Source organism: Pseudoalteromonas shioyasakiensis, from assembly GCA_013391845.1.
Taxonomy (GTDB): domain Bacteria; phylum Pseudomonadota; class Gammaproteobacteria; order Enterobacterales; family Alteromonadaceae; genus Pseudoalteromonas; species Pseudoalteromonas apostichopi.
On the sequence record CP058414.1, the window covers coordinates 2,271,746 to 2,293,610 of the forward strand.

Sequence of the window (21,865 nt, forward strand, 5' to 3'; positions counted from 1 at the left end):
TCATTCACAAGGAGTGTTGCAATGACAATGCCAACGCAAAAATAAAGCCTAAAGTATTGTTTTTAGGCTTTTTTAAGCGTTTTTTTGAACAGGTTGTTGAAACTGTAATCAGGCATTCAGTTTGGCAGTCGTAACAATTTCAGGGTGCTCTGTAGAAGTTACTAAGTGCAGATTTTAAATTCGCGTTGTTTTGTATTTTTACGCTTTTTGTAAAAGGGTTTCTGTTTCAATCGCGATCTCTTTCATTTTAATCGCATAGTTTTCGATTTTCTTCTCTTCATCTGTTACTGCTGTATATGAAGGCACTTCAATTGGGTAACCCGCTTCATCCATGGCAATAAAACTAATAACGCAATGATTGGTTTCAACCAGGTTTTGTGTTTTTGGATCGCCACAGCGTACTTGAATAAAGATTTGCATGCTGGTTTTACCAGTGTGGGCGATACTTGCTTTCACTTCGACTATTTGGCCAACCAAAATAGGGCGCTGAAACTTCACGCCTGCGACAGAGACTGTAACGCAGTAATGTCCACTCCAACCAGCAGCACAGGCGTAACCAGCTTGGTCAATCCACTTCATTACCACACCACCATGAACCTTACCGCCAAAATTTACATCGGTAGGTTCAGCTAAAAAACGAAAGGTTACACTTGAAGACGGCATACTTTACTCACTTTTATAATAAATCACGACATTTTCAGCATAGCCTAAAAAAGGGGCCGAAGCCCCTGCAATTTAGGATAAATTTTAATTAAATGAGTAACGTGCGTTACTACATGTTAGGGTAGTTTGGTCCACCAGCTCCCTCAGGGGTTACCCAAGTAATGTTTTGACTAGGGTCTTTTATGTCACAGGTTTTACAGTGAACACAGTTTTGCGAATTGATAACAAACTCTTTCTCACCTTCGACTTCCTGAACTTCGTAAACACCAGCAGGGCAGTAGCGTTGTGCAGGCTCATCAAATTGTACCAAATTCACTTTGATGGGAATCGAGTTATCTTTTAGCTTTAAATGACATGGCTGCGATTCTTCATGATTGGTATTTGATAAAAACACAGATGAAAGTTTATCGAAGCTAAGTTTGCCATCTGCTTTCGGGTAGTCGATTTTTTCAGCCTGATCAGCAGTGACTAAGGTGGCATGGTCTGGCATGTTATCTTCAAAATTAAACGGTAAGCTGCCACCGAATAGGTTTTGATCAAGCGTATTGTAAGCACCGCCTAAGAACTTACCTAGTTTATGCATAACAGGGCCAAAGTTCCGCGATTGATATAGCTCTTTATAAGCCCAGCTTTGTTCAAAGGCTGTTTTATATTCAGCTAAATTAGCATTTTCTTTACCATCACCTAGGGCTTCTAAAATGACATCAGCTGCGACCATGCCAGACTTCATTGCCGTATGATTACCTTTAATTTTGGCAAAATTTAATGTGCCAGCATCACAGCCCACGAGTAAACCACCCGGAAAGTGCATTTTTGGTAATGAGCGCAGCCCACCTTTTGCAATAGCCCTAGCACCATAAGCTATACGTTCGCCCCCTTCTAAAACATCTTTAAAAATAGGGTGATGTTTCATACGTTGGAATTCATCAAACGGACTCAAATGCGGGTTCGAATAGTTCAGATCAACAATTAAACCAACAACAACTTGGTTGTTGTCGCTGTGGTACATAAACGCACCACCGCTGGTATCACCTGTTAACGGCCAACCTGTACCATGTACTACGGTGCCTTCTTTGTGTTTACTTGGATCGATTTGCCAAATTTCTTTGAAGCCTAAACCGTAATGCTGTGGTGACGCATCTTTATCAAGGGCAAAGTGTTTGATTAGCTCTTTACCTAAATGACCGCGGCAGCCTTCAGCAAATACGGTGTATTTAGCTCTAAGCTCCATACCTGGCATATAACCATCTTTTTCGTTGCCGTCTTTATCAAGACCCATATCGCCGGTAATAATGCCTTTAACTGTATCTTCTTCAATGATTAGAGAGTGCGCGCTAAACCCTGGGAAAATTTCTACACCTAAATTTTCAGCTTGCTCGGCTAAAAAGCGACACACATTACCCATAGAAACTATGTAATTACCGTCGTTATGAAAAGTTTTAGGACTAGCAAAGTGGGGGATGCTAGTGGCTTTCTCACTGTTATTGAACCAGTAAATGTCATCTTGAGTTACTTTAGTAGTAACGGGAGCGCCTAATGACTGCCAATCAGGTAGTAATTCATCGAGTGCTTTAGTCTCAAAAACGGCACCCGATAAAATGTGTGCGCCCACCTCAGAGCCTTTTTCTACCACACAGATCATTAATTCTTGTTGTTTTTCTTGTGCTTGTTGAGCCAATCTAATTGCAGTTGATAAACCTGCTGGGCCTGCGCCTACGATGACTACATCAAATTCCATGGTTTCGCGTTCGACCATATTAACCTCTTCTCGGTGACGGACCTGCTGTAAAGAACCTTATTTCATACTTGCAAATGAAACGTTACAGGCTGTGAATACTTTAAGGTTATTTTAGGTTGACGTTTACGTCAACAGGAAGTAGTCTGAATTCATAAAATAAATAAGTTGACGCGAAGGTTAACTTTGAGAACACACAATTGATGGAGTCACGATGAAAGTCCTCGTTCCAATTAAAAGAGTAATTGACTACAACGTCAAAGCACGCGTTAAAGCCGATAAAACGGATGTTGATTTAGCTAATGTGAAAATGGCGATGAACCCGTTTTGTGAAATTGCAATTGAAGAAGCTATTCGTTTAAAAGAAGCAGGAACTGCCACTGAGGTTGTTGCTGTGACTATTGGTAATAAATCATCTCAAGAGCAATTACGTACAGCGTTAGCACTTGGTGCTGATAAAGCCATTCATATTGAAACAGAAGAAAAGCTTGAGTCTTTGCATGTTGCTAAATTACTTAGCAAGATTGTAGAGCAAGAATCACCTGAGCTAGTTATTTTAGGTAAGCAATCGATTGACTCTGACAACAATCAAACTGGGCAAATGCTTGCTGCATTAACTGGTCGTGGCCAAGGTACCTTTGCGTCTAAAGTGGACGTACAAGCAGGTACGGTTAATGTAACACGTGAAGTAGACGGCGGTTTACAAACTGTTGCGCTGAAACTCCCAGCTATCGTTACCACAGACTTACGTTTAAATGAGCCACGCTATGCTTCATTACCAAACATTATGAAGGCTAAGCGTAAACCGCTTGATGTTATTGCCGCAGATAGTCTCGGTGTAGACCTTACTCCTCGCGTGCAATTGGTTGAAGTTAACGAGCCAGAAAAGCGCAGTGGCGGTATTGTTGTAGAAGATGTAGCGACATTAGTAGAAAAGTTAAAAACAGAAGCGAAGGTGATCTAAATGAAAACATTAGTGATAGCCGAACACGACAAAGGTGTTCTAAAGCCTGAAACCAATAAAACGGTTACAGCTGCTGTTAAACTAGGCTTTGATGTAGATTTATTACTTGCAGGTGAAAACTTATCTGCAATGAGTGAGCAAGCAGCGTCAATTGCAGGTGTAAGCAACGTTTTAATTGCAGATGATGCAGCTTATGCACACCAACTAGCTGAAAACGTCGCGGATCTGGTTTTATCTTTAGCAGATAACTATTCACACATTGTCGCGAGCGCAACAACAACGGGTAAGAACTTTATGCCGCGTGTTGCAGCACTTCTTGATGTCGCTCAAATCTCTGAAATCATTGATGTGATTGATGCTGATACCTTCAAGCGTCCTATCTATGCTGGTAATGCAATTGCGACAGTAAAATCACTTGATAGCAAAAAGGTTATTACCGTTCGTGCAAGTAGCTTTGATGTTGCACCAGAGCAAGCACCTGTAGCTGCAACTAGTGTTACAGGTAAAGGTTCAGTTGGTCTGAGCGAGTTTGTATCAGAAGAACAAACTGAATCAGAACGTCCAGAGCTGACTGCTGCACCTGTGGTTATTTCAGGTGGTCGTGGTATGCAAAATGGTGAAAACTTTGCGTTGTTAAATGGTATTGCCGATAAACTAGGCGCAGCCATTGGTGCTTCACGTGCTGCTGTAGATGCGGGCTTTGTACCAAATGATATGCAAGTGGGTCAAACAGGTAAAATTGTTGCCCCAGATCTATATATTGCTGTGGGTATCAGTGGTGCAATTCAACACCTAGCGGGTATGAAAGACTCTAAAGTGATTGTTGCCATCAATAAAGACCCTGACGCACCAATATTCCAAGTCGCTGACTACGGTTTAGTTGCGGATTTATTTGATGTGTTACCAGAGCTAGAAAGCGCTCTGTAACCCATAACGATTCTGGTTGTTAAAAGCTGTTCACCTTTTCGGTGCGCAGCTTTTTTTCGTTTTAATTTTCAGATTACTGTTTTACCGGAAGGTAACCAAACTCAAGCAGCTTCTGTTGTATCTTGTGTGATTTAACAATTACATCGAGCCTATTACCAATCTTTTTTGAGCGTGGTGATTGTGTATTAACAATAAGCACAAGAGGCCTAACAAAGGCATAATCGCCATTTTGAATTGATTCGACTGAAGGGCTAACACCATCAATCTGTAGTAAAGCAACCTTATTAATGCGTCTGTCATTTTCTAATTTACTGATAGCACCATATGAATCATAGGCAATGGCATTTGGTATACGCTGCACTATACCCAGTGCTTGATTGAACTGATCGTAAAGCTCAACTTTCTTATCTGAAAATAAACCTCTGTTACCCGCTATTTTTAGGCGTATAAAGTTACTGCCAGGTTCTTGGATATAATCTAAATTTAGATATTCTAAAAATACATCAAAGCTGCCATGGTTAGTGCCTTTACTAAAAAGTAGGATCTCATCATTTTTTGCACTAAGCTCAGGTGTATAAGGTGAAACCTCAGACCACGCCTTTAGTTTACCTTGGTAGATATCGCTTAGCTTTTTAGTGGTAAGTTCAGTGATGTTTAAGTTTTTATTTACAAAAAATGCGATTGCATCTTGGGCTATGATTATTTGCCGCAAAAAAGGCCAGCGTTGTTGTTCTTCTTTTGATAAATAACGGGAGCTGGTGCCGATATCGATAACATTTTCGGCAATGGCTTTAATGCCTTTATCACTGCCCATCGGTCTAATTTGTATGCTATTGCCAAACTCTTGGCTTAAGTCATCTTTTATATCGACTAATAATTCTGTCACTGTGGTTGAGCCTGCAATAAAAATTGGTTTCGAATTAATATTTTCTTCAATTGCATACGCACTATGTGCAGAGATAAGGGTTGTAGATAGCAAAAGGGCTTTCATAGAGCGAAATAGCATAGTAGACACAAACTCCTTAATAGTTAGCTTCTTATCAATATAGGCAATATGTCTGGCTTTGCTAATTCTTTAGACTGTAATTTTTTAAAATATTTAATGATTTACACACAAAAAAGCCGCTCGAAAGCGGCTTTTAAATAATCTAGCGTTACTTATTAGTAAGTCGCGCTGCCTTTTGTACGAGGGAAGGCGATAACGTCACGAACGTTGCCCATACCTGTTACATAAGCAACTAAGCGCTCAAAACCTAAACCAAAACCAGAGTGTGGAACAGTACCGTATTTACGCAGATCACGGTACCAGCTGTAGTCTTCTTTATCTAAGCCCATTTCTTCTAAACGTTTGTCTAGTACATCTAGGCGCTCCTCGCGTTGAGAGCCGCCGATGATTTCACCGATACCCGGCGCAACGACATCCATCGCTGCCACTGTTTTGCCGTCTTCGTTTTGACGCATGTAGAACGCTTTTATATCACGCGGGTAATTTTTGATAACTACTGGTGCGTTAAAGTGCTCTTCAGCAAGGTAACGCTCGTGCTCAGATTGTAAATCTACACCCCATTCAACAGCGAACTCGAACTTCTTGCCGCATGCTTTTAAGATTTCGATAGCATCAGTGTAATCGACTTGAGCGAAATCTTTTGTAACGAACTCTTCTAAACGAGAGATAGCTGTTTTCTCTACACGTTGTGCAAAGAATTCCATGTCATCACGACGTTCAGTTAATACTGCATTGAAAACATATTTCAGCATGTCTTCAGCAAGTTTTGCGATATCTTCTAAATCTGCGAACGCAACTTCAGGTTCAACCATCCAAAACTCTGCTAAGTGACGCGATGTGTTTGAGTTCTCAGCACGGAAAGTAGGGCCAAAGGTATAGATTTTTGACATTGCAGATGCATATGTCTCACCATTTAACTGACCAGATACAGTTAAGAACGCTTCTTTACCGAAGAAATCTTCGCTGTAATCGATGTCACCTTTATCTGTGCGTGGCAAGTTTTGCATATCTAAAGTAGATACACGGAACATTTCACCTGCACCTTCACAGTCACTTGCAGTGATAATAGGCGTGCTGATCCAGTAGAAACCTTGTTCGTGATAAAAACGGTGAATCGCTTGTGCTAAACAGTTACGTACACGAGTTACTGCGCCCATAATGTTAGTACGAGGGCGAAGGTGCGCATGTTCACGTAAATACTCAATGCTGTGACGTTTAGCTGACATAGGGTAAGTATCTGGGTTCTCAACCCAACCTAATACTTCAACAGAGTTAGCCTGAATCTCGAAAGACTGACCTTGGCCTGCTGAAGGAACAAGGATACCGGTTACAGAGACTGAACAACCAGCAGTTAAACGTGTGACTTCATCATAATTATTGAGTGAATTAGGTACTACCGCTTGAATAGGATCAAAACACGAACCGTCATGAACGGCTAAAAATGAAATTCCTGCTTTTGAATCGCGGCGTGTACGGATCCAGCCTTTTACTGTTACTTGGCTGTCTACCGCAACCTTGCCTTTTAATAGCTCTGAAATCGCTAAATGGCTCATCTTCACTCCAATGATATAAGTTGCCTAATATTATAATGCTGTGCATTGCACTTGAATCGACTATCTTACCTTCGTAAATCAAATAAAAAAACTATTCAGGCGTACTCTTTAGTAGTTTTTCTTCAATTGGATAAAATAGCAGCAATATTTTGCGTAAAATTTGCGTTTATTTAAATTCTCGCTGCGCTAATTGGTTATTTTGTGGCATTATTAACAATTCTCAACAGGATAACTGTCCTTTAGTCTTTAATTAATTTGTATAACAGGTGCTATGAAACAAGTTTTTATTCTTCGCGGCTTACCAGGTTCAGGTAAATCATATTATGCACAAAGCCTTGCTGATGAGTTGGTAGCAGGTAATGAAAGTGACTATGTAGTGTGCGCAACAGATGATTATTTTTACAATAGCGAAGGTGTATATCAATTTGATAAGTACAAGCTACCTGAATATCATAATCTAAACCTTGCGCGCTTTATTAATGCTTTAGCAGAAGAAATTCCGCTAGTGATTGTTGATAACACCAATATCAAAAAGTGGGAATTTATCGCTTACGCACAAGCTGCCACTGCATTGGGTTATCAAGTAAAAGAAGTCATCGTTGGTGAAATTAAAGATAAATCATTGCAGCATCTTTACGCCAAGCGCTGTGAACATAAAGTACCGCTTCGAATGATCAGTAAAATGGCATATATGTTTGAATGGTAAAGTTTAAAGGAAAAGGAAGCAGCAGCTTCCTTTTTTAATGGCTTCAATACGCTTGTTGTTCAATGGCTGCAAAAATAGCATCACATAATTTCGTTAGGCTTTGTTCATTGCTTATATATGGCGGCATTAAATAAATTAACTTGCCAAATGGGCGGATCCAAACACCTTGCTCTATAAAAAAGCGTTGAATTTTAGCTACATCAACATTTTGATTAAGCTCTACAACACCAATAGCGCCTAATGTGCGCACATCAACGACTGCATCGAGTTGCTTACATTTAGTAAGTTGGGATGTTAGCACGTCATTTATGTGTTCAATTTGTTCTTGCCAAGGTTGCTCTAGTAGTAAATCAATACTCGCGCAGGCTGTGGCACAGGCAAGCGGGTTACCCATAAACGTTGGGCCATGCATTAATACGCCGGCTTCACCTTCACTGATCCCAACAGCGACTTTGCTGGTGGTTAATGTTGCTGATAGCGTCATCATGCCACCTGTTAATGCTTTGCCAATACATAAAATATCTGGCTCGATATTGGCATGTTCAACAGCAAACAAGGTACCGGTGCGGCCAAACCCTGTGGCGATTTCATCACAAATAAGTAAAACATCATACTTATCGCAAAGAATGCGCAGGTGTTTTAAGTAATCAGGATGGTAAAAATTCATGCCTCCGGCATTTTGAACAATGGGTTCAATGATAAAAGCAGCCACATCTTGATGATGAGCTGCAAAAAAGCTTTCAAGCGTATCCGCTTCAGCAGGGCTAAACTCTTCATTAAATTTAGAAATAGGAGCCGGCACAAAAACATGTTCAGGTAAAAACCCTGAATACATGCTGTGCATTGAATTTATTGGATCACAAACGCTCATGGCTGCGAAGGTGTCGCCATGATAACCCTTTAGCGGCGTCATTAACTTTTGCTTGCTGGTGTATCCTTGGCTTAACCAGTATTGCAAAGCCATTTTGATTGCGACTTCAACACTCACAGAGCCACTATCGGCTAAGAACACTTTATCAAGTGAAGCAGGTGTCATACTTACCAACTTTTTACACAGCTCAACAGCGGGCTCATGAGTTAAGCCACCAAACATGACATGGCTCATTTTGCTAACTTGCTTGGTGATTGCCTCATTTAAAACAGGGTGGCAGTAACCATGAATTGCACTCCACCAAGAGGCCATACCATCTATTAGGCTTTCACCTGTTTCTAAGAAAATACGATTTGCATTTGCATGACTTACTGGATACACGGGAAGGGGTTGAGTCATAGAAGTATAAGGGTGCCAAATATGGTCACGATCAAAATCTAAATCTATTGGTTGTTTATTAATCATATGTAAACTTTGTATCACTTCAATTCGTTGACAATGTTACGTCAAGTCGTAGACTAAGCCAATCAAACCGTCCTAATAATTTAAAAAAGAGACTATTATGGAGCACGCAGTTGTCCGTCACGATTGGACTCACCAAGAAGTAAAAGCATTATTCGAAATGCCATTCAATGATTTGTTATTTAAAGCGGCCAGTGTTCACCGTGAAAACTTCAACCCAAATGAAGTACAAATTTCTACTTTGTTATCGATTAAAACCGGTGCTTGCCCAGAAGATTGCAAATATTGTCCTCAGTCAGGTCATTATAAAACAGACCTAGACCGTGAGCGCCTTATGGAAGTAGAAAAAGTGGTTGAACAAGCGCGTGTTGCTAAAGAAAAAGGGGCAACACGTTTTTGTATGGGGGCTGCTTGGTCTGACCCTAAAGAGCGAGATATGCCATATATTTCTAAAATGGTAAAAGAAGTTAAAGAACTTGGGCTTGAGACTTGTATGACACTTGGCATGCTAGATAACGAAAAAGCTCATGCATTAAAAGACGCCGGTCTTGATTACTACAACCATAACCTTGATACATCACCAGAGTATTATCAACAGATCATTACAACACGTACTTATCAAGACCGTTTAAATACCATTGATAATGTACGTGATGCCGGAATGAAAGTGTGTTCAGGTGGTATAGTCGGTATGGGAGAGCAGGCTGCTGATCGTTTTGGTTTATTAATGCAATTAGCAAACTTGCCGCAACAGCCAGAGAGTGTGCCAATTAACATGTTAGTTAAGGTGAAAGGCACACCTCTTGAAGATGTAGAAGACTTAGATCATTTTGAGTTCATTCGTACTATCGCAGTTGCACGTATTATGATGCCTAAAAGTTATGTTCGTTTATCAGCTGGCCGTACTGCGATGAATGAACAAATGCAATCTATGTGTTTCTTTGCTGGTGCTAATTCAATTTTCTACGGTGATAAGTTACTGACTACAGAAAACCCTGAAGCAGACGCTGATATGATGCTGATTAAAAAATTAGGCATGAACCCAGAAACCCGTGAAGATTATTCTGATGAAGCGGTTGCAGCATCGCTTTCTTCAAAAGTTGCCGATAAAGCAACATCAGAACTATTTTACGAAGCGTAACATTTAAATGGCTTTCGATTTTATTGCCGAGCATCTTGAAGAGCGTCAAGCAGATGCATTACTGAGACAGCGTCAACTTGTTGAGCAATCAAGCGGGCGTTTTATAAAAGCTGCTGGTAAACAATATTTAAATTTTGCCAGTAATGACTACCTTGGCTTTGCTGATGATTTTATCGAAATACAAGCGCAGCAACTAGGTAGCCACAGTTCTGCTCTAGTGAATGGCTATAATAAAGCGCAGCAACAGCTTGAACAGCGTTTATGCAAGCTATTAGGCTTTGAAAGCGCGATGTTATTTAATAGCGGATTTAGTGCTAATAGCAGCGTATTAAAAGCATTGTTTCAAGATAAAAGCGTGGCGCAATCATCGGCAATTTTTCAAGATAAGCTCAATCATGCCAGCTTAATTGATGGCGGCCTTCATTCTGCCGCTGCTATGGTGCGTTTTAATCATAACGACCTAAAGCATTTAGAATCTCGGCTACAAAAGTCAAAAGCAAAGCATAAACTCATTGTGAGTGAAGGGGTGTTTTCAATGGATGGTGATAAAGCCCCCATTGAAGAACTGTTTAAACTTGCTAAACAATACGATGCGTGGCTCATGATTGACGACGCCCATGGCTTTGGCGTATTGGGTGAGCAAGGCTTAGGAAGTTGTGAGGCAATCAAGCCAGATTTATTAATTATCACCTTTGGAAAGGCACTTGCAAGTAGTGGTGCTTGCCTGCTTGCGTCAAAACAAATGGTTGATTACATGCTGCAGTATAATCGTGAATACATCTATTCAACAGCGATGTCACCATTGATGGCAAGTTGTACGCTTGAGCGACTTGAAAAGTTAATTAAGGCTGATGAGAAACGCTCTCAGCTTATAGAGAATATTGCCTACTTTAGAGTGCTTGCTAAAGAGCATAACTTAGCATTAATGGAATCAACAACGGCTATACAACCTTTGGTTCTAGGTGATGCAGAACATACACTTGCCGTTGCGAATAAGCTCAAAGAAAAAGGCGTATGGTTAACTGCTATTCGACCACCCACGGTACCTTATAATACGGCACGACTTAGGATCACCTTAAGTAGCGCGCATCAACCTGACGATATAAAACAGCTGGTTGATTCGCTAGTGGAGTGTTTATGATTGTTCAACTGCAAGCCGCTACAAGTTGTCAAAGTAATAAGCTAACAACACAAACTAAGTTTTCTAGAGCCGCTGCAAATTATGCAAGTCATGCCAATGTTCAAAAACAAGCTGCTACACACTTATTTAAAATGATGGCAAATAAGCATCAGCAGGGTACTTGCCTTGACTTAGGGGCAGGGCCTTTAGTTAACACGGCAATGCTTAAAACACATTTTGATACTGTACTGGCAATGGACTTAAGTCATTCCATGCTAAGCACAGAGCAAAGCCCGCGTTGTTTAAAAGTGTGTGCTGATATGGATAACTTACCTTTACAACAAAATACACTTGATTGTGTATTTAGTAATTTTGCAATGCAATGGTCTGCTGATTTTAAAGAACTGCTTAAAAACCTTTTTTGTTCTTTAAAAATAGGCGGAAAAGTCTATTTAAGTTGCGTTGTAGATGGATCGCTTAAAGAGATTAAACAAGCATTTAGTTGTATAGATCAGCAAAGTCATATTAATCAATTCCATTGTGCTAATAAGGTTATTGAGTATGCAAAATCTGCGGGGTTTAAACTGAATTTTGCTGCCGATAGATGTTACATAGATACCTATAATTCACCCTTAGAAGCCCTGCGTTCGATTAAAGCTATTGGCGCTACATCACTACAAACTAAGCAAAAACGCCAAGGGTTATTAACGAGGCATGCCCTCAATAGTGTTTGTAAGGCATACCCTCTGGTTGATGGGCATGCTAGAGTGAGCTATCAAGTTGTCCTTTTAGAACTAGAAAAATAGAATTAATTAAATAATGAAAGAATTTTTTATCACTGGTACAGACACCGATTCTGGAAAAACCCATGTAACCAGTTTGTTGTTAAACTTGCTGGCGCAACATAAACAGCGTGCCGTTGGTTTTAAACCTATTGCTGCAGGTGCAGAAGAAGCATTTGGTCAGCTTGTTAACGATGATGCTTTAACTTTAATGGAAAGCTCATCGATTGGGGTTAAATATAACATTGTTAACCCCTTTACTTATGAGCCACCAATTGCACCGCATATTGCCGCTGCTCAAGTAGGCGATAGACTCACATTTGACAAGCTCGATGCTGCTTATGCGAATGTAAAAGCACTCAATACTGATTATATTCTTACAGAAGGTGCTGGTGGCTGGTGTTTGCCTATCAACGAAACTGATTTGCTCTGTGATTGGGTTAAATCACAAGACCTTCATGTTATTTTAGTGGTTGGCTTGAAGCTAGGCTGCCTTAATCATGCTTTATTAACTGCTAGTCACTTTAAAGCACTTGGTGTCAATTGTGTGGGTTGGATTGCAAATCATGTAGATCCTAATATGCGTGAGCAAGACGCAAATTTAGAAACCTTAAAATCAACATTACCTTTCCCGCTTTTAGCGATTAGTCCTTATACAGAAGGCACTCCTAAGTTAAAAATTTACAAAACCTTACTTGAAATTTTATCTATCAACCCATAATAATTGAGTTGTTACTTTTGACATACTCTGTCACAATTGGTTGCAATTAGTTCCTTGCGACCAATTGCATACGTCTTAAACTAAGTTGGAAGTAAGCCCAGATAATTTTATTAACTAACGATTTTTAACCATGTCGTTAGTTAATACAATTGGTATGTTTATTCTGAGGTTTTTATGAAGCGTGTATTTTTGTTTCTACTGACTAACTTAGCGGTAATGCTAGTGTTAGGTATTGTGTTGTCTATTGTGATGAGCGTGCTGGGTATTAGCCATCGCAGTCTAGGCGGCATTTTAGTTATTTCAACCGTATTTGGTTTTGGTGGCTCGTTTATTTCGTTATTTATGTCGAAATGGATGGCAAAAAAATCAACCGGTGCACATGTTATTGAACAGCCTCGTTCTGAAACAGAACAATGGTTAGTTTCGACGGTAGCGGCGCAAGCAAAAAAAGCAGGTATCGCGATGCCAGAAGTGGCTATTTACGATAGCCCTGAAATGAACGCATTTGCGACTGGCCCGAGCAAGAACAACTCACTGGTGGCTGTGAGCACCGGTTTATTACACAACATGAACCAAGATCAAGCTGAGGCTGTATTGGCTCATGAGGTATCACACATTGCAAATGGCGATATGGTAACGCTTACTCTTATTCAAGGTGTAGTGAATACCTTTGTTATTTTTATGGCGAAAGTATTAGCAGGTATTGTTGATAACTTCTTAAATAGTGATGAAGAAGAGGGCGGTAGTAGCTGGACTTACTTCTTGTTCGATATGATTTTCCAAATGCTATTTGGTGTTCTAGCAAGTGTGATTGTTGCTTACTATAGCCGTAAACGCGAGTTCTCTGCGGATGCCGGTGCAGCAAGACTTGTAGGTGCAGACAAAATGCGTAGTGCCCTTGAGCGCTTAAAACAAAACCACCCATCACAACTAGAAGGTTCAATGATGGCGTTTGGTATTGCAAGCGGTAAAGGTGTTGCCCAGTTATTCTCATCGCACCCACCACTTGATGAGCGTATTAACGCATTACGTTAATTGTAAAGACGAAAAAGCCAGCTTGATGCTGGCTTTTTTTATTGTTGGTTTTTCTCGCGCTCGAGTTGTTGTGGTAATAAAACCTCAACAATTTCACGGGCCGGTAAGGTATACCTTACACCATCGAACATCACTGAAGTGTGTTCATCAATACTAGTGATCCCTGTTAAAGTCCAGCCTTCGCCGCGTTCTTTACAGTAGACTGTGGTGGTAGGTTGGATTACTTTAAATTCTTCACTCATCGAACTTAATCTAATTGCTTGAAATTGCATTTATAGTAAGACAATAATGCCAGCTCATAAAGTAAAAAGAAGAAATTAACGTGTCAAACCACGATGACTTAGCCTTTGACTTACGTCCCATTCGTCATAAAGATTGTCAAGCGATTTGGGGTATTTTAAAAGATCCCCATGTTCAATCGTTTAATGATTACAGTAGTGACATAACGAAAGGTGACGTATATGACTTTATTCAAGGCGACATAGAACGTTTTTATAATCAACAAGGCATTCGTTTAGTTATTGTTTTAAGAAGTAGTGGGCAAGTTATTGGCAGTGTTGGCCTATTTAACATAATTAACGGGCAAGGTATGTTGGGATTTGAATTGTCATCGCAATTCTTTGGCAAGGGGATAATGCAAAAGGTATTAGAAATGCTATTTGAAAAACTGACTACCTTTGTAGCGACTCCGCTTAACAGTGTGGTGGCTTTAGTTAATCCAAATAATAGTGCAAGTATTAAGCTGTTAAAAAAATGCGGCTTTCAAAATCATGAAGCTCACTGGATAAAGTACATTAACTAATTACTATAATATTACAATCTTGTTCTGCTAGTGTTGCTACTATAAAATGGCGTCTCATTTTAAAAAGGAGCGCTTGCAACGATGGCAAAAGCCAAACCAATTATCAGTATTGAAAGTTACGGCATTTACAGCCATTGGGATGCAAAAGAGAAAGACCTGCCTCAAATCACCGAGTTTACAACAGACGTTCCGGCACAGTTAGATATTGAATTTGGTTTTATTGTTAACATTAAAAAGGCCAAAGGACAAAAAATAAAGTTTTGCGTTTACCATCCAGATATCCCAGATGAAGATGGCGAGATCATACCACCATTTGAGGGCGAACAGTACGTTAAAACAAACGATTGGCAGTTTTATTTAGGTGATACTATATGGGCACCTGTTGATAATAAAGTTGGCATTTGGCGCATGACTATTGAGTTAAATGGTCATATAATTGCCGATAAATCCTTTAACTTATTAAAGGAAGCCGAAGGTACAGCCACTGATTTTTGGAAGCATCGCGGCTATTAATCTTTAATCTGAGAGGGACTATGTATCAAGGAAGTTGTTTGTGCAGCAAAGTAAAAGTAACAATTGCTGGTGGTATAGACTCAATTATTCATTGTCATTGCTCTTTATGTCGTAAAAATTCAGGCACAGCCTACGCAACCAATGGCTTTATTCAACGAGATGGTTTTAACCTCACAGAGGGCAAGCAGCATCTGAGTGCCTTTGAATTTAAACCCGGTAGAATTCGTTATTTTTGTAGCTGCTGTGGATCACCAGTTTATAGTGAGAATAAAGATGACCCAAGCCGTTTACGTATTCGTTTAGGTTTGTTAGATAGCGATATAAACGAGCGTCCGATCAGCCATAACTTTGTAAGTTCTAAAGCAAACTGGGATACGTTTGACGCAGAAATACCATGCTATGATGGTTTTGAACCAAGTAGAGCGAAGTAATAGCCATGATAGCGAATACACCTAAACCGCCTTATTACGCCGTAATTTTTACGAATATCTTATCTGAGGATACCGCTGGGTATGAAGAAGTGGCCAATAGAATGGTTGAGCTTGCAGAGCAACAACCAGGGTATTTAGGCATGGAGTCTGTTCGTGATGGTTTGGGTATTACGGTATCGTATTGGCAAAGCTTAGATGCGATAAAAGCCTGGAAACAAAACGTGGAGCACTTAAATGCGCAGCAGCTTGGTAAAGATAAATGGTACAGCGCGTTTACAACGCGTATTGCTAAAGTAGAACGTGATTATTCATTGTGATACATAGTAGTCTTATTAAGAACACATCGTACTCTATTTAGTTTAACTTCAACCTCAGCATAACCTAAAATTTAAGCTTTTTAATATACAGGGTGAGGGCGTGATAGGGTTCGAATAATATACTCGTGAAATGATTTGGAATAATCACAAGTATTCCTTATGCATAAATGAAAAATCTTTTTCCTTTCTATATTTGCAATATCAATGGCTTGCAAACTTTAAGGTCATCTTTTTTGTCTTGATGAATGACAGATAGGCAAAGGTTTAAACCTTTGTTTTTAAATACACTTAATGTTTTTTTAATTTAAATGTACTTAATGTAACTAGCATCACACCAATAGCAAAGCCCATAACTAAACCACCAGATAAATCGGAGCTAACACCTAAAACAGTATCCGATTCTCTGACATGTGTTAGCCAGTAAAAGAGCAGAAATGAAACGCTAGAGATTGCACAGAGAAGAATAAGTTTGGTCCTGTTAGACATATTAACCTCAATTATTTTCATTTTTTTAGTTTTATGACTGTTAAGTAATAGCATTTGTTGGTTGATATTGCGACAAAAAAGAAAATGTATTGCAGTATTTTTATCGTGAGTTAAAGCCCACAAAAGTGGGCTTTAGTGTTAATCGTGATTACAAAGTGTAATTAAAACCAATGGCAATACCGTCATCTTCGGTTTGTGACATCTGTGCTTCTTGCTCAGCGTCATTACTCGAAAAGTCGCTAAAGTCTTTACGGGCTTCAATATATAAAATGGTATCTTCTGCCATGAAGTAGTGCGCACCAATTACTGCAAATTGACGCTTAAATACATCTTCAGGATCGGCATTAAAGTTTGGCTGAATAACATAGTCATCGCCGGCATCAAATACGTTATAAGCTACAAAGGTACGAATGTCATTATCAAAGCGATAGCTGAAGATAGACTCCAAACCAACGGCATCTTTAATTAAGCGACCTAAGTTGTCAGTATCGTGGTTTTCGTTTTTATTTATATTCGCTGATGCATACCAACCAGGCTTATAAAAATCACCATAGGTAATGCCCATACCATAAATTAAATCATTTACAGATTGGTTTCTCCCACCTGCATACACGATATCAAACTGACCGCGGTTAACACCCGCAGTTACTTTTAAATTAGGGCTAACCGAGTAGGTGAGTGCGGCGCCATAAGTAGAATTAAATTCTACTTTTTGTGCGGCGTTATTTCCTTGGTTCCAAAGGACCTCACATGATCTCATTGATATATCAACGATATCACAGGTATAAAAGTCATCAGATTTCAGTTGTGCTTGAAGCGCTAAATGAAAATTACCCCAGGTATTGCGATACTGAAGTACTTTATCGCCGCGACCTGTGCCATTTACAGCACCGTCATCTTTATTGTAGGTATAAACACCTGCAGCATTACCATCCCATACTAAGCTGTAGTTGGTGTTGTAAACTACGTCGTACCATACACCCCATTGTTTACCTAAAGTGACTTGGCCGTAATCGTCATGTTTAAGACCAACATAGCCTAAACGGTTATATAAAAACTCATCTTGAATTGATTCAAAGCGATTGCTGTATACGATATCGCTGCTACCAACAGGGTTAACACCCCATTCAAGTAAAGCAAAAGCTTGCCAGCCGTTTTTTAATTGGCGCTTAAAATCAAAATTAATGCGTGATGCACCGTTTACTACCTCAGTTTCGCCTTGCGTATTAATAATTCTTGCATCGATAAAGCCACCAACAGTAACGCTATTGGTTTGGTCGTTATAGATTTCGATGGCATTGGCTGTCGGTATGGCAATCATGCCTGCAACAAATAAGGCAGTGTGTGTTCTTTTCATAAAGTACCTTGATTAATAATTGTCCCTAATAGGTATAATTTAGTTAAAGGTAGGAGATTATCAAAGCTAAAATAGGGTAAAAAGTGAAAAATTATCATGCAACAAAGCGTCTTTGAGGAAAAATTATTCATTTTAGGTTCACTATATTGAATTATCAATGAGTTACCAAGGCTAAAAAATAGACACTTTCTGGCTTAGCGTTCTAAGCATTAATTTAGTATTTGGTGTTTCGGCACCTAGACCATATAACAAGGTCATAAAATAGCAGTCGAGTAATATAGCTGCTTTTACTTTATTAAATTGCGGCTGGTCGGCAAAAACTAATGATTGTATTAGCTCCATGTGCTGTTGCTGGAATGGCTGCGAAAACAATCGCTGGCTAAAAAGCACTTTATAAAAGCGATGATGTAAACAATAAAACTGATAAAAATATTGCGCGTAATGATTAATCTTTAAGCGAGCAGGGCGGTGTATATCCGTTTCTTTGGCGCGTTCCAGCACATCATTAAATTTATCATCAAGGCATGCTTCTAAAATAGCCACTTTATCAGAGAAATGATTAAACAAGGTGCCCACTGCTATGTTGCTTGCTGCAGAAATTTGCCTCGTTGAAGTATCATTAAACCCTTGCTCAGTAAAAAGATTCCAAGCCGCCTCTAAAATACGTTGGTGAGTATCTGCATGTTTGCTCATTCTTAACCTACTGTTTATAAATAGTTATATTAAAAGTGAGCGTGCTCAAGTGATTAAGTGAGCGCGCTCATTAAAGGTAGTCGCTAGGTGTGAGCTTGTAAAATTAGCGGGGGTATTTAATTAAACTTTCATGGCGTGCTAAGCGGCTTTAGTTTAAAATTGCCCGCAGTTTCGTTTTTACTTTTTTACCCGCTGGAGGGTACCGCTATCATTAGTACAGCTAATATCACCATGCAATTTGGTGCTAAACCTTTATTCGAAAATATTTCAGCAAAATTTGGCGATGGTAACCGTTACGGTTTAATCGGTGCGAATGGCTGTGGTAAATCAACCTTCATGAAAATCCTAAGTGGTGAACTTGAGCCATCTTCAGGTAATGTCAGCACAGATCCAAACGAACGTATTGCAAAACTAAATCAAGACCAGTTTGCTTACGAAGAGTTTTCTGTAATCGACACAGTAATCATGGGTCATAAAGAGCTGTGGGAAGTAAAAAAAGAGCGTGACCGTATTTACAGCCTACCTGAGATGAGCGAAGAAGACGGCATGAAAGTGGCTGATCTTGAAACTGAGTTTGCCGAAATGGATGGTTACTCAGCAGAAGCTAAAGCAGGTGAGTTACTAATTGGTGTAGGTATTGGTACAGAGCAACATTACGGCCCTATGTCTGAAATCGCACCGGGTTTTAAACTGCGTGTGTTACTTGCACAAGTGCTGTTTTCTGATCCAGATATCATGCTACTCGATGAGCCTACCAATAACTTGGACATATACACCATCAAGTGGTTAGAAGACGTGTTAAACCAGCGTGACTGTACCATGATCATCATTTCGCACGACCGTCACTTCTTAAACTCTGTATGTACACACATGGCTGACATCGATTATGGCGAGCTTCGTATTTACCCTGGTAACTACGATGAGTACATGTTCGCTGCAACGCAAGCTCGTGAGCGTCTACTTAGCGAAAACGCGAAGAAGAAAAGCCAAATTGCCGAACTTCAACAGTTCGTATCGCGCTTCTCTGCGAACGCTTCAAAAGCAAAGCAAGCAACATCACGTGCGAAACAAATCGATAAAATTCAGCTTGAAGAAGTTAAAGCATCTTCTCGTCAAAGTCCGTTTATTCGCTTTGAGCAAGAGAAGCAGTTATTCCGTAATGCGTTAGAGCTAACAAACTTAGCGCAAGGTTTCGAAGAGACCTTATTCAGTGGTCTTGAAGGCTTAGTTGAAGTAGGCGAGCGTATTGCGATTATCGGTGAGAACGGTGTTGGTAAAACAACACTGTTAAATACTCTTGCTGGTCGTTTAGCACCAAAACAAGGTGAATTTAAATGGTCAGATAACGCTAATATTGGGTATTACGCACAAGACCATGCTGACGAGTTCGAACAAGACATGAACTTATTTGAGTGGATGGAACAATGGCAACAAGAAGGTGACGACGAGCAAGTTGTTCGTAGTTTCTTAGGTCGTATGCTGTTTTCACAAAACGACATCAAAAAGTCAGTAAAAGTGATTTCAGGTGGTGAGCAAGGCCGTATGCTGTTTGGCAAAATTATGATGCATAAACCAAACATCTTATTAATGGATGAGCCAACCAACCACATGGACATGGAATCTATCGAAGCGCTTAACTTAGCACTTGAAGCATACGAAGGGACATTATTGTTCGTATCACACGATAGACAATTTGTATCATCGCTTGCTAACCGTATTTGGGAAATCAAAGACGGCAAAGTTATCGACTTTAAAGGTACATACACTGAGTACCTAGCAAGCAAAGAAGCTTAATTAGCTGATGAGTGATTAAAAGCCATGCATGTCATGGCTTTTTTGTGCTTCTAGAGTCGCATCTTGATGTGAGTTAGGTATATAATACCCGCCACAAAATAAGGACAAAAGTCCGCTTTTTAGAAAACAATTTAACTGAGGTGTATTTATGACTGTTGGCATTATTATGGGTTCCAAATCAGACTGGCCAACGATGGAACATGCGGCGTTAATGCTAGAAAAATTCGGCATTGAATACGAAACTAAAGTTGTTTCTGCTCACCGTACCCCTCAATTACTTGCTGACTATGCAAGCTCAGCTGCAGATCGCGGTATTAAAATTATTATTGCTGGTGCAGGTGGTGCAGCGCACTTACCTGGTATGGCTGCGGCGTTTACATCACTGCCAGTTTTAGGTGTACCAGTTAAATCTAAAACACTAAATGGTGTAGATTCTTTATTATCTATTTGCCAAATGCCTAAAGGTGTTGCGGTAGGTACTCTTGCAATTGGTGAAGCTGGCGCTGCTAATGCTGGCCTTTTAGCGGCACAAATTTTAGGTTGCCAACAGCCTGAAATCTTCGCAAAAGTTGAAGCATTCCGTAAAGAACAAACAGACACAATCTTAGCTAACCCTAATCCTGCAGAGTAATATGAATATTCTAATTTTAGGTGCAGGCCAGTTAGCTCGTATGATGAGCTTAGCGGGTGCACCGCTTGATTTAAATGTTGTTGCCTACGATGTGGGTAGTAAAAAAATCATTCACCCATTAACTGGTGAAGTTCGTAACAGCACATTACAACAAGCTATTGATAACGCAGACGCTATCACCGCAGAGTTTGAACACATTCCTGATGATGTACTAACACTTTGCTGTCAAAGCAATAAGTTTTATCCGGGTAAAGCGGCAATTAAAACAGGTGGCGACCGCGCACTTGAAAAAGCATTACTTGATAAAACAAATGTTGAGTGTGCGCCTTACCAATTAATTACAGAAAAAGCGCACCTTATCGCTGCTGTAGAGCGCTTAGGCAAGCCGCTTGTGATCAAAACCTGCCAAGCGGGTTACGATGGTAAAGGCCAATGGCGCTTAAAGTCAGATGACCAAATTGACCAAATCTGGTCAGAAATGGCAGATTTCATTGCATCTGGCACCGAGAGTGCTCCGCACTCTATTATCGCAGAGAAGATGATCCCATTTGACCGTGAAGTATCTATCATTGGTGCACGCGACAAAGCAGGTAACACAGTTATTTACCCATTAACTGAAAATCAACACACCAATGGTGTGCTTACGCTTTCAGTTGCTGGTAAAGAAAAAGCAGCGATTCAAGAACAAGCTGAGCTGGCATTTAACAAGTTAGCGCAAGAGCTTGACTATGTAGGTGTATTAGCAATCGAGTTTTTTGATGTACAAGGTACGTTATTAGTTAACGAAATTGCGCCACGCGTTCATAACTCTGGTCACTGGACACAGCAGGGTACACATTGCTCACAGTTCGAAAACCACATGCGTGCTGTTGCAGGTTTACCACTAGGTAGTACAGAGTGTCTTCGTCCTACTGCTATGATCAACGTATTAGGTCAGCCTTCAATCCCTCACTCAGTACTGGCAACGCAAGACGTTACTAGTCACTGGTATGGTAAAACGGCTAAACCGGGTCGTAAGATGGGTCATATCAATGTATCGGCTGATAACCTTCACCAATTAGGTGAGCGTTTAGCGGCACTGGCTGAAATTTTGCCAGAGCAAGACTACCCAGGTGTAGCAGCTACCAGCACCCAACTTATTTTAAACTAATCAGT

At 40.1% G+C, this 21,865-nt stretch carries 23 protein-coding genes; 15 read left to right on the forward strand and 8 right to left on the reverse strand.

Annotated elements, in window-relative coordinates:
• Window positions 1-198: 198 nt before the first annotated feature.
• Together HYD28_10395 and HYD28_10400 are read right to left on the reverse strand one after the other, a co-directional pair.
• Entirely contained in the window at window positions 199-663 is a 465-nt protein-coding gene (locus HYD28_10395) for an acyl-CoA thioesterase (protein QLE09328.1), read from the reverse strand.
• 109 nt (window positions 664-772) lie between these two features.
• Entirely contained in the window at window positions 773-2,419 is a 1,647-nt protein-coding gene (locus HYD28_10400; protein ID QLE09329.1) for an electron transfer flavoprotein-ubiquinone oxidoreductase, read from the reverse strand.
• 193 nt (window positions 2,420-2,612) lie between these two features.
• On the opposite strand from HYD28_10400, the gene HYD28_10405 reads away from it, so the two are divergent.
• Both HYD28_10405 and HYD28_10410 read left to right on the forward strand, forming a co-directional pair.
• Window positions 2,613-3,362 (forward strand): electron transfer flavoprotein subunit beta/FixA family protein, encoded by a 750-nt coding sequence (locus HYD28_10405; protein ID QLE09330.1) that lies wholly within the window; start codon window positions 2,613-2,615, stop codon window positions 3,360-3,362.
• Window positions 3,363-4,289 carry an electron transfer flavoprotein subunit alpha/FixB family protein gene (locus tag HYD28_10410; GenBank protein QLE09331.1) on the forward strand — a complete coding sequence of 309 codons (927 nt, stop codon included), beginning with the start codon at window positions 3,363-3,365 and terminating at the stop codon, window positions 4,287-4,289. It abuts the gene before it with no gap.
• A 73-nt stretch (window positions 4,290-4,362) separates the two neighbouring features.
• Here the strand turns inward: HYD28_10410 and HYD28_10415 are convergent, their stop codons facing one another.
• Entirely contained in the window at window positions 4,363-5,295 is a 933-nt protein-coding gene (locus tag HYD28_10415) for a substrate-binding domain-containing protein (GenBank protein QLE09332.1), read from the reverse strand.
• Between the two features lie 155 nt (window positions 5,296-5,450).
• Window positions 5,451-6,848, reverse strand: coding sequence for an asparagine--tRNA ligase (asnS, locus tag HYD28_10420; GenBank protein QLE09333.1), 1,398 nt, complete (start codon window positions 6,846-6,848; stop codon window positions 5,451-5,453).
• A gap of 271 nt (window positions 6,849-7,119) precedes the next feature.
• Between asnS and HYD28_10425 the strand changes: the two genes are divergently transcribed.
• Window positions 7,120-7,554 (forward strand): ATP-binding protein, encoded by a 435-nt coding sequence (locus HYD28_10425; protein QLE09334.1) that lies wholly within the window; start codon window positions 7,120-7,122, stop codon window positions 7,552-7,554.
• 43 nt (window positions 7,555-7,597) lie between these two features.
• Here the strand turns inward: HYD28_10425 and bioA are convergent, their stop codons facing one another.
• Window positions 7,598-8,890, reverse strand: a complete 1,293-nt coding sequence (bioA, locus tag HYD28_10430) for an adenosylmethionine--8-amino-7-oxononanoate transaminase (GenBank protein ID QLE09335.1) — start codon at window positions 8,888-8,890, stop codon at window positions 7,598-7,600.
• A gap of 97 nt (window positions 8,891-8,987) precedes the next feature.
• On the opposite strand from bioA, the gene bioB reads away from it, so the two are divergent.
• The 5 genes from bioB to htpX all read left to right on the forward strand — a co-directional run bounded on the left by bioB (window position 8,988) and on the right by htpX (window position 13,686).
• Window positions 8,988-10,028, forward strand: coding sequence for a biotin synthase BioB (gene bioB / locus HYD28_10435; protein QLE09336.1), 1,041 nt, complete (start codon window positions 8,988-8,990; stop codon window positions 10,026-10,028).
• 7 nt (window positions 10,029-10,035) lie between these two features.
• The gene (locus HYD28_10440; protein ID QLE09337.1) at window positions 10,036-11,169 is read left to right on the forward strand and encodes an 8-amino-7-oxononanoate synthase; all 1,134 of its coding nucleotides are present in this window, start codon (window positions 10,036-10,038) and stop codon (window positions 11,167-11,169) included.
• Complete coding sequence (locus tag HYD28_10445; protein QLE09338.1) at window positions 11,166-11,954, forward strand: methyltransferase domain-containing protein; 789 nt, start codon at window positions 11,166-11,168, stop codon at window positions 11,952-11,954. Before HYD28_10440 ends, HYD28_10445 begins: the two co-directional genes overlap by 4 nt.
• A gap of 13 nt (window positions 11,955-11,967) precedes the next feature.
• Complete coding sequence (bioD, locus tag HYD28_10450) at window positions 11,968-12,651, forward strand: dethiobiotin synthase (protein ID QLE09339.1); 684 nt, start codon at window positions 11,968-11,970, stop codon at window positions 12,649-12,651.
• A gap of 174 nt (window positions 12,652-12,825) precedes the next feature.
• A complete protein-coding gene (htpX, locus tag HYD28_10455) occupies window positions 12,826-13,686 on the forward strand; it encodes a protease HtpX (GenBank protein ID QLE09340.1) in 861 nt (286 codons plus the stop codon).
• A 38-nt stretch (window positions 13,687-13,724) separates the two neighbouring features.
• Here htpX and HYD28_10460 read toward each other — a convergent pair whose 3' ends face one another.
• The gene (locus HYD28_10460) at window positions 13,725-13,928 is read right to left on the reverse strand and encodes a hypothetical protein (GenBank protein ID QLE09341.1); all 204 of its coding nucleotides are present in this window, start codon (window positions 13,926-13,928) and stop codon (window positions 13,725-13,727) included.
• Between the two features lie 80 nt (window positions 13,929-14,008).
• Between HYD28_10460 and HYD28_10465 the strand changes: the two genes are divergently transcribed.
• The 4 genes from HYD28_10465 to HYD28_10480 all read left to right on the forward strand — a co-directional run bounded on the left by HYD28_10465 (window position 14,009) and on the right by HYD28_10480 (window position 15,749).
• Window positions 14,009-14,488 carry a GNAT family N-acetyltransferase gene (locus tag HYD28_10465; protein QLE09342.1) on the forward strand — a complete coding sequence of 160 codons (480 nt, stop codon included), beginning with the start codon at window positions 14,009-14,011 and terminating at the stop codon, window positions 14,486-14,488.
• A gap of 81 nt (window positions 14,489-14,569) precedes the next feature.
• Window positions 14,570-15,001 carry a DUF3859 domain-containing protein gene (locus HYD28_10470; protein ID QLE09343.1) on the forward strand — a complete coding sequence of 144 codons (432 nt, stop codon included), beginning with the start codon at window positions 14,570-14,572 and terminating at the stop codon, window positions 14,999-15,001.
• A gap of 20 nt (window positions 15,002-15,021) precedes the next feature.
• On the forward strand, window positions 15,022-15,432 hold the full coding sequence (locus HYD28_10475) for a GFA family protein (protein QLE09344.1): 411 nt from the start codon (window positions 15,022-15,024) through the stop codon (window positions 15,430-15,432).
• Window positions 15,432-15,749: an antibiotic biosynthesis monooxygenase gene (locus HYD28_10480; protein ID QLE10532.1), complete on the forward strand. Its 318-nt coding sequence runs from the start codon at window positions 15,432-15,434 to the stop codon at window positions 15,747-15,749. Before HYD28_10475 ends, HYD28_10480 begins: the two co-directional genes overlap by 1 nt.
• A 634-nt stretch (window positions 15,750-16,383) precedes the next feature.
• Here the strand turns inward: HYD28_10480 and HYD28_10485 are convergent.
• Together HYD28_10485 and HYD28_10490 are read right to left on the reverse strand one after the other, a co-directional pair.
• Window positions 16,384-17,592: a porin gene (locus HYD28_10485; protein QLE09345.1), complete on the reverse strand. Its 1,209-nt coding sequence runs from the start codon at window positions 17,590-17,592 to the stop codon at window positions 16,384-16,386.
• A 171-nt stretch (window positions 17,593-17,763) separates the two neighbouring features.
• On the reverse strand, window positions 17,764-18,285 hold the full coding sequence (locus HYD28_10490) for a TetR/AcrR family transcriptional regulator (protein ID QLE09346.1): 522 nt from the start codon (window positions 18,283-18,285) through the stop codon (window positions 17,764-17,766).
• Window positions 18,286-18,492: 207 nt separating this feature from the next.
• Between HYD28_10490 and HYD28_10495 the strand changes: the two genes are divergently transcribed.
• The 3 genes from HYD28_10495 to HYD28_10505 all read left to right on the forward strand — a co-directional run bounded on the left by HYD28_10495 (window position 18,493) and on the right by HYD28_10505 (window position 21,860).
• Window positions 18,493-20,079: an ABC-F family ATPase gene (locus HYD28_10495; GenBank protein QLE10533.1), complete on the forward strand. Its 1,587-nt coding sequence runs from the start codon at window positions 18,493-18,495 to the stop codon at window positions 20,077-20,079.
• A gap of 148 nt (window positions 20,080-20,227) precedes the next feature.
• The gene (purE, locus tag HYD28_10500; GenBank protein ID QLE09347.1) at window positions 20,228-20,710 is read left to right on the forward strand and encodes a 5-(carboxyamino)imidazole ribonucleotide mutase; all 483 of its coding nucleotides are present in this window, start codon (window positions 20,228-20,230) and stop codon (window positions 20,708-20,710) included.
• 1 nt (window position 20,711) lies between these two features.
• Window positions 20,712-21,860 carry a 5-(carboxyamino)imidazole ribonucleotide synthase gene (locus HYD28_10505; GenBank protein QLE09348.1) on the forward strand — a complete coding sequence of 383 codons (1,149 nt, stop codon included), beginning with the start codon at window positions 20,712-20,714 and terminating at the stop codon, window positions 21,858-21,860.
• The last annotated feature ends 5 nt before the right edge of the window (window positions 21,861-21,865 follow it).

Bases quoted from the DNA above. Each gene is read 5' to 3' on its own strand.
- HYD28_10395 (QLE09328.1), bottom strand. From the start codon at position 663: ATGCCGTCTTCAAGTGTAACCTTTCGTTTTTTAGCTGAACCTACCGAT.
- HYD28_10400 (QLE09329.1), bottom strand. From the start codon at position 2,419: ATGGTCGAACGCGAAACCATGGAATTTGATGTAGTCATCGTAGGCGCA.
- HYD28_10405 (QLE09330.1), top strand. From the start codon at position 2,613: ATGAAAGTCCTCGTTCCAATTAAAAGAGTAATTGACTACAACGTCAAA.
- HYD28_10410 (QLE09331.1), top strand. From the start codon at position 3,363: ATGAAAACATTAGTGATAGCCGAACACGACAAAGGTGTTCTAAAGCCT.
- HYD28_10415 (QLE09332.1), bottom strand. From the start codon at position 5,295: ATGCTATTTCGCTCTATGAAAGCCCTTTTGCTATCTACAACCCTTATC.
- asnS (QLE09333.1), bottom strand. From the start codon at position 6,848: ATGAGCCATTTAGCGATTTCAGAGCTATTAAAAGGCAAGGTTGCGGTA.
- HYD28_10425 (QLE09334.1), top strand. From the start codon at position 7,120: ATGAAACAAGTTTTTATTCTTCGCGGCTTACCAGGTTCAGGTAAATCA.
- bioA (QLE09335.1), bottom strand. From the start codon at position 8,890: ATGATTAATAAACAACCAATAGATTTAGATTTTGATCGTGACCATATT.
- bioB (QLE09336.1), top strand. From the start codon at position 8,988: ATGGAGCACGCAGTTGTCCGTCACGATTGGACTCACCAAGAAGTAAAA.
- HYD28_10440 (QLE09337.1), top strand. From the start codon at position 10,036: ATGGCTTTCGATTTTATTGCCGAGCATCTTGAAGAGCGTCAAGCAGAT.
- HYD28_10445 (QLE09338.1), top strand. From the start codon at position 11,166: ATGATTGTTCAACTGCAAGCCGCTACAAGTTGTCAAAGTAATAAGCTA.
- bioD (QLE09339.1), top strand. From the start codon at position 11,968: ATGAAAGAATTTTTTATCACTGGTACAGACACCGATTCTGGAAAAACC.
- htpX (QLE09340.1), top strand. From the start codon at position 12,826: ATGAAGCGTGTATTTTTGTTTCTACTGACTAACTTAGCGGTAATGCTA.
- HYD28_10460 (QLE09341.1), bottom strand. From the start codon at position 13,928: ATGAGTGAAGAATTTAAAGTAATCCAACCTACCACCACAGTCTACTGT.
- HYD28_10470 (QLE09343.1), top strand. From the start codon at position 14,570: ATGGCAAAAGCCAAACCAATTATCAGTATTGAAAGTTACGGCATTTAC.
- HYD28_10475 (QLE09344.1), top strand. From the start codon at position 15,022: ATGTATCAAGGAAGTTGTTTGTGCAGCAAAGTAAAAGTAACAATTGCT.
- HYD28_10485 (QLE09345.1), bottom strand. From the start codon at position 17,592: ATGAAAAGAACACACACTGCCTTATTTGTTGCAGGCATGATTGCCATA.
- HYD28_10490 (QLE09346.1), bottom strand. From the start codon at position 18,285: ATGAGCAAACATGCAGATACTCACCAACGTATTTTAGAGGCGGCTTGG.
- purE (QLE09347.1), top strand. From the start codon at position 20,228: ATGACTGTTGGCATTATTATGGGTTCCAAATCAGACTGGCCAACGATG.
- HYD28_10505 (QLE09348.1), top strand. From the start codon at position 20,712: ATGAATATTCTAATTTTAGGTGCAGGCCAGTTAGCTCGTATGATGAGC.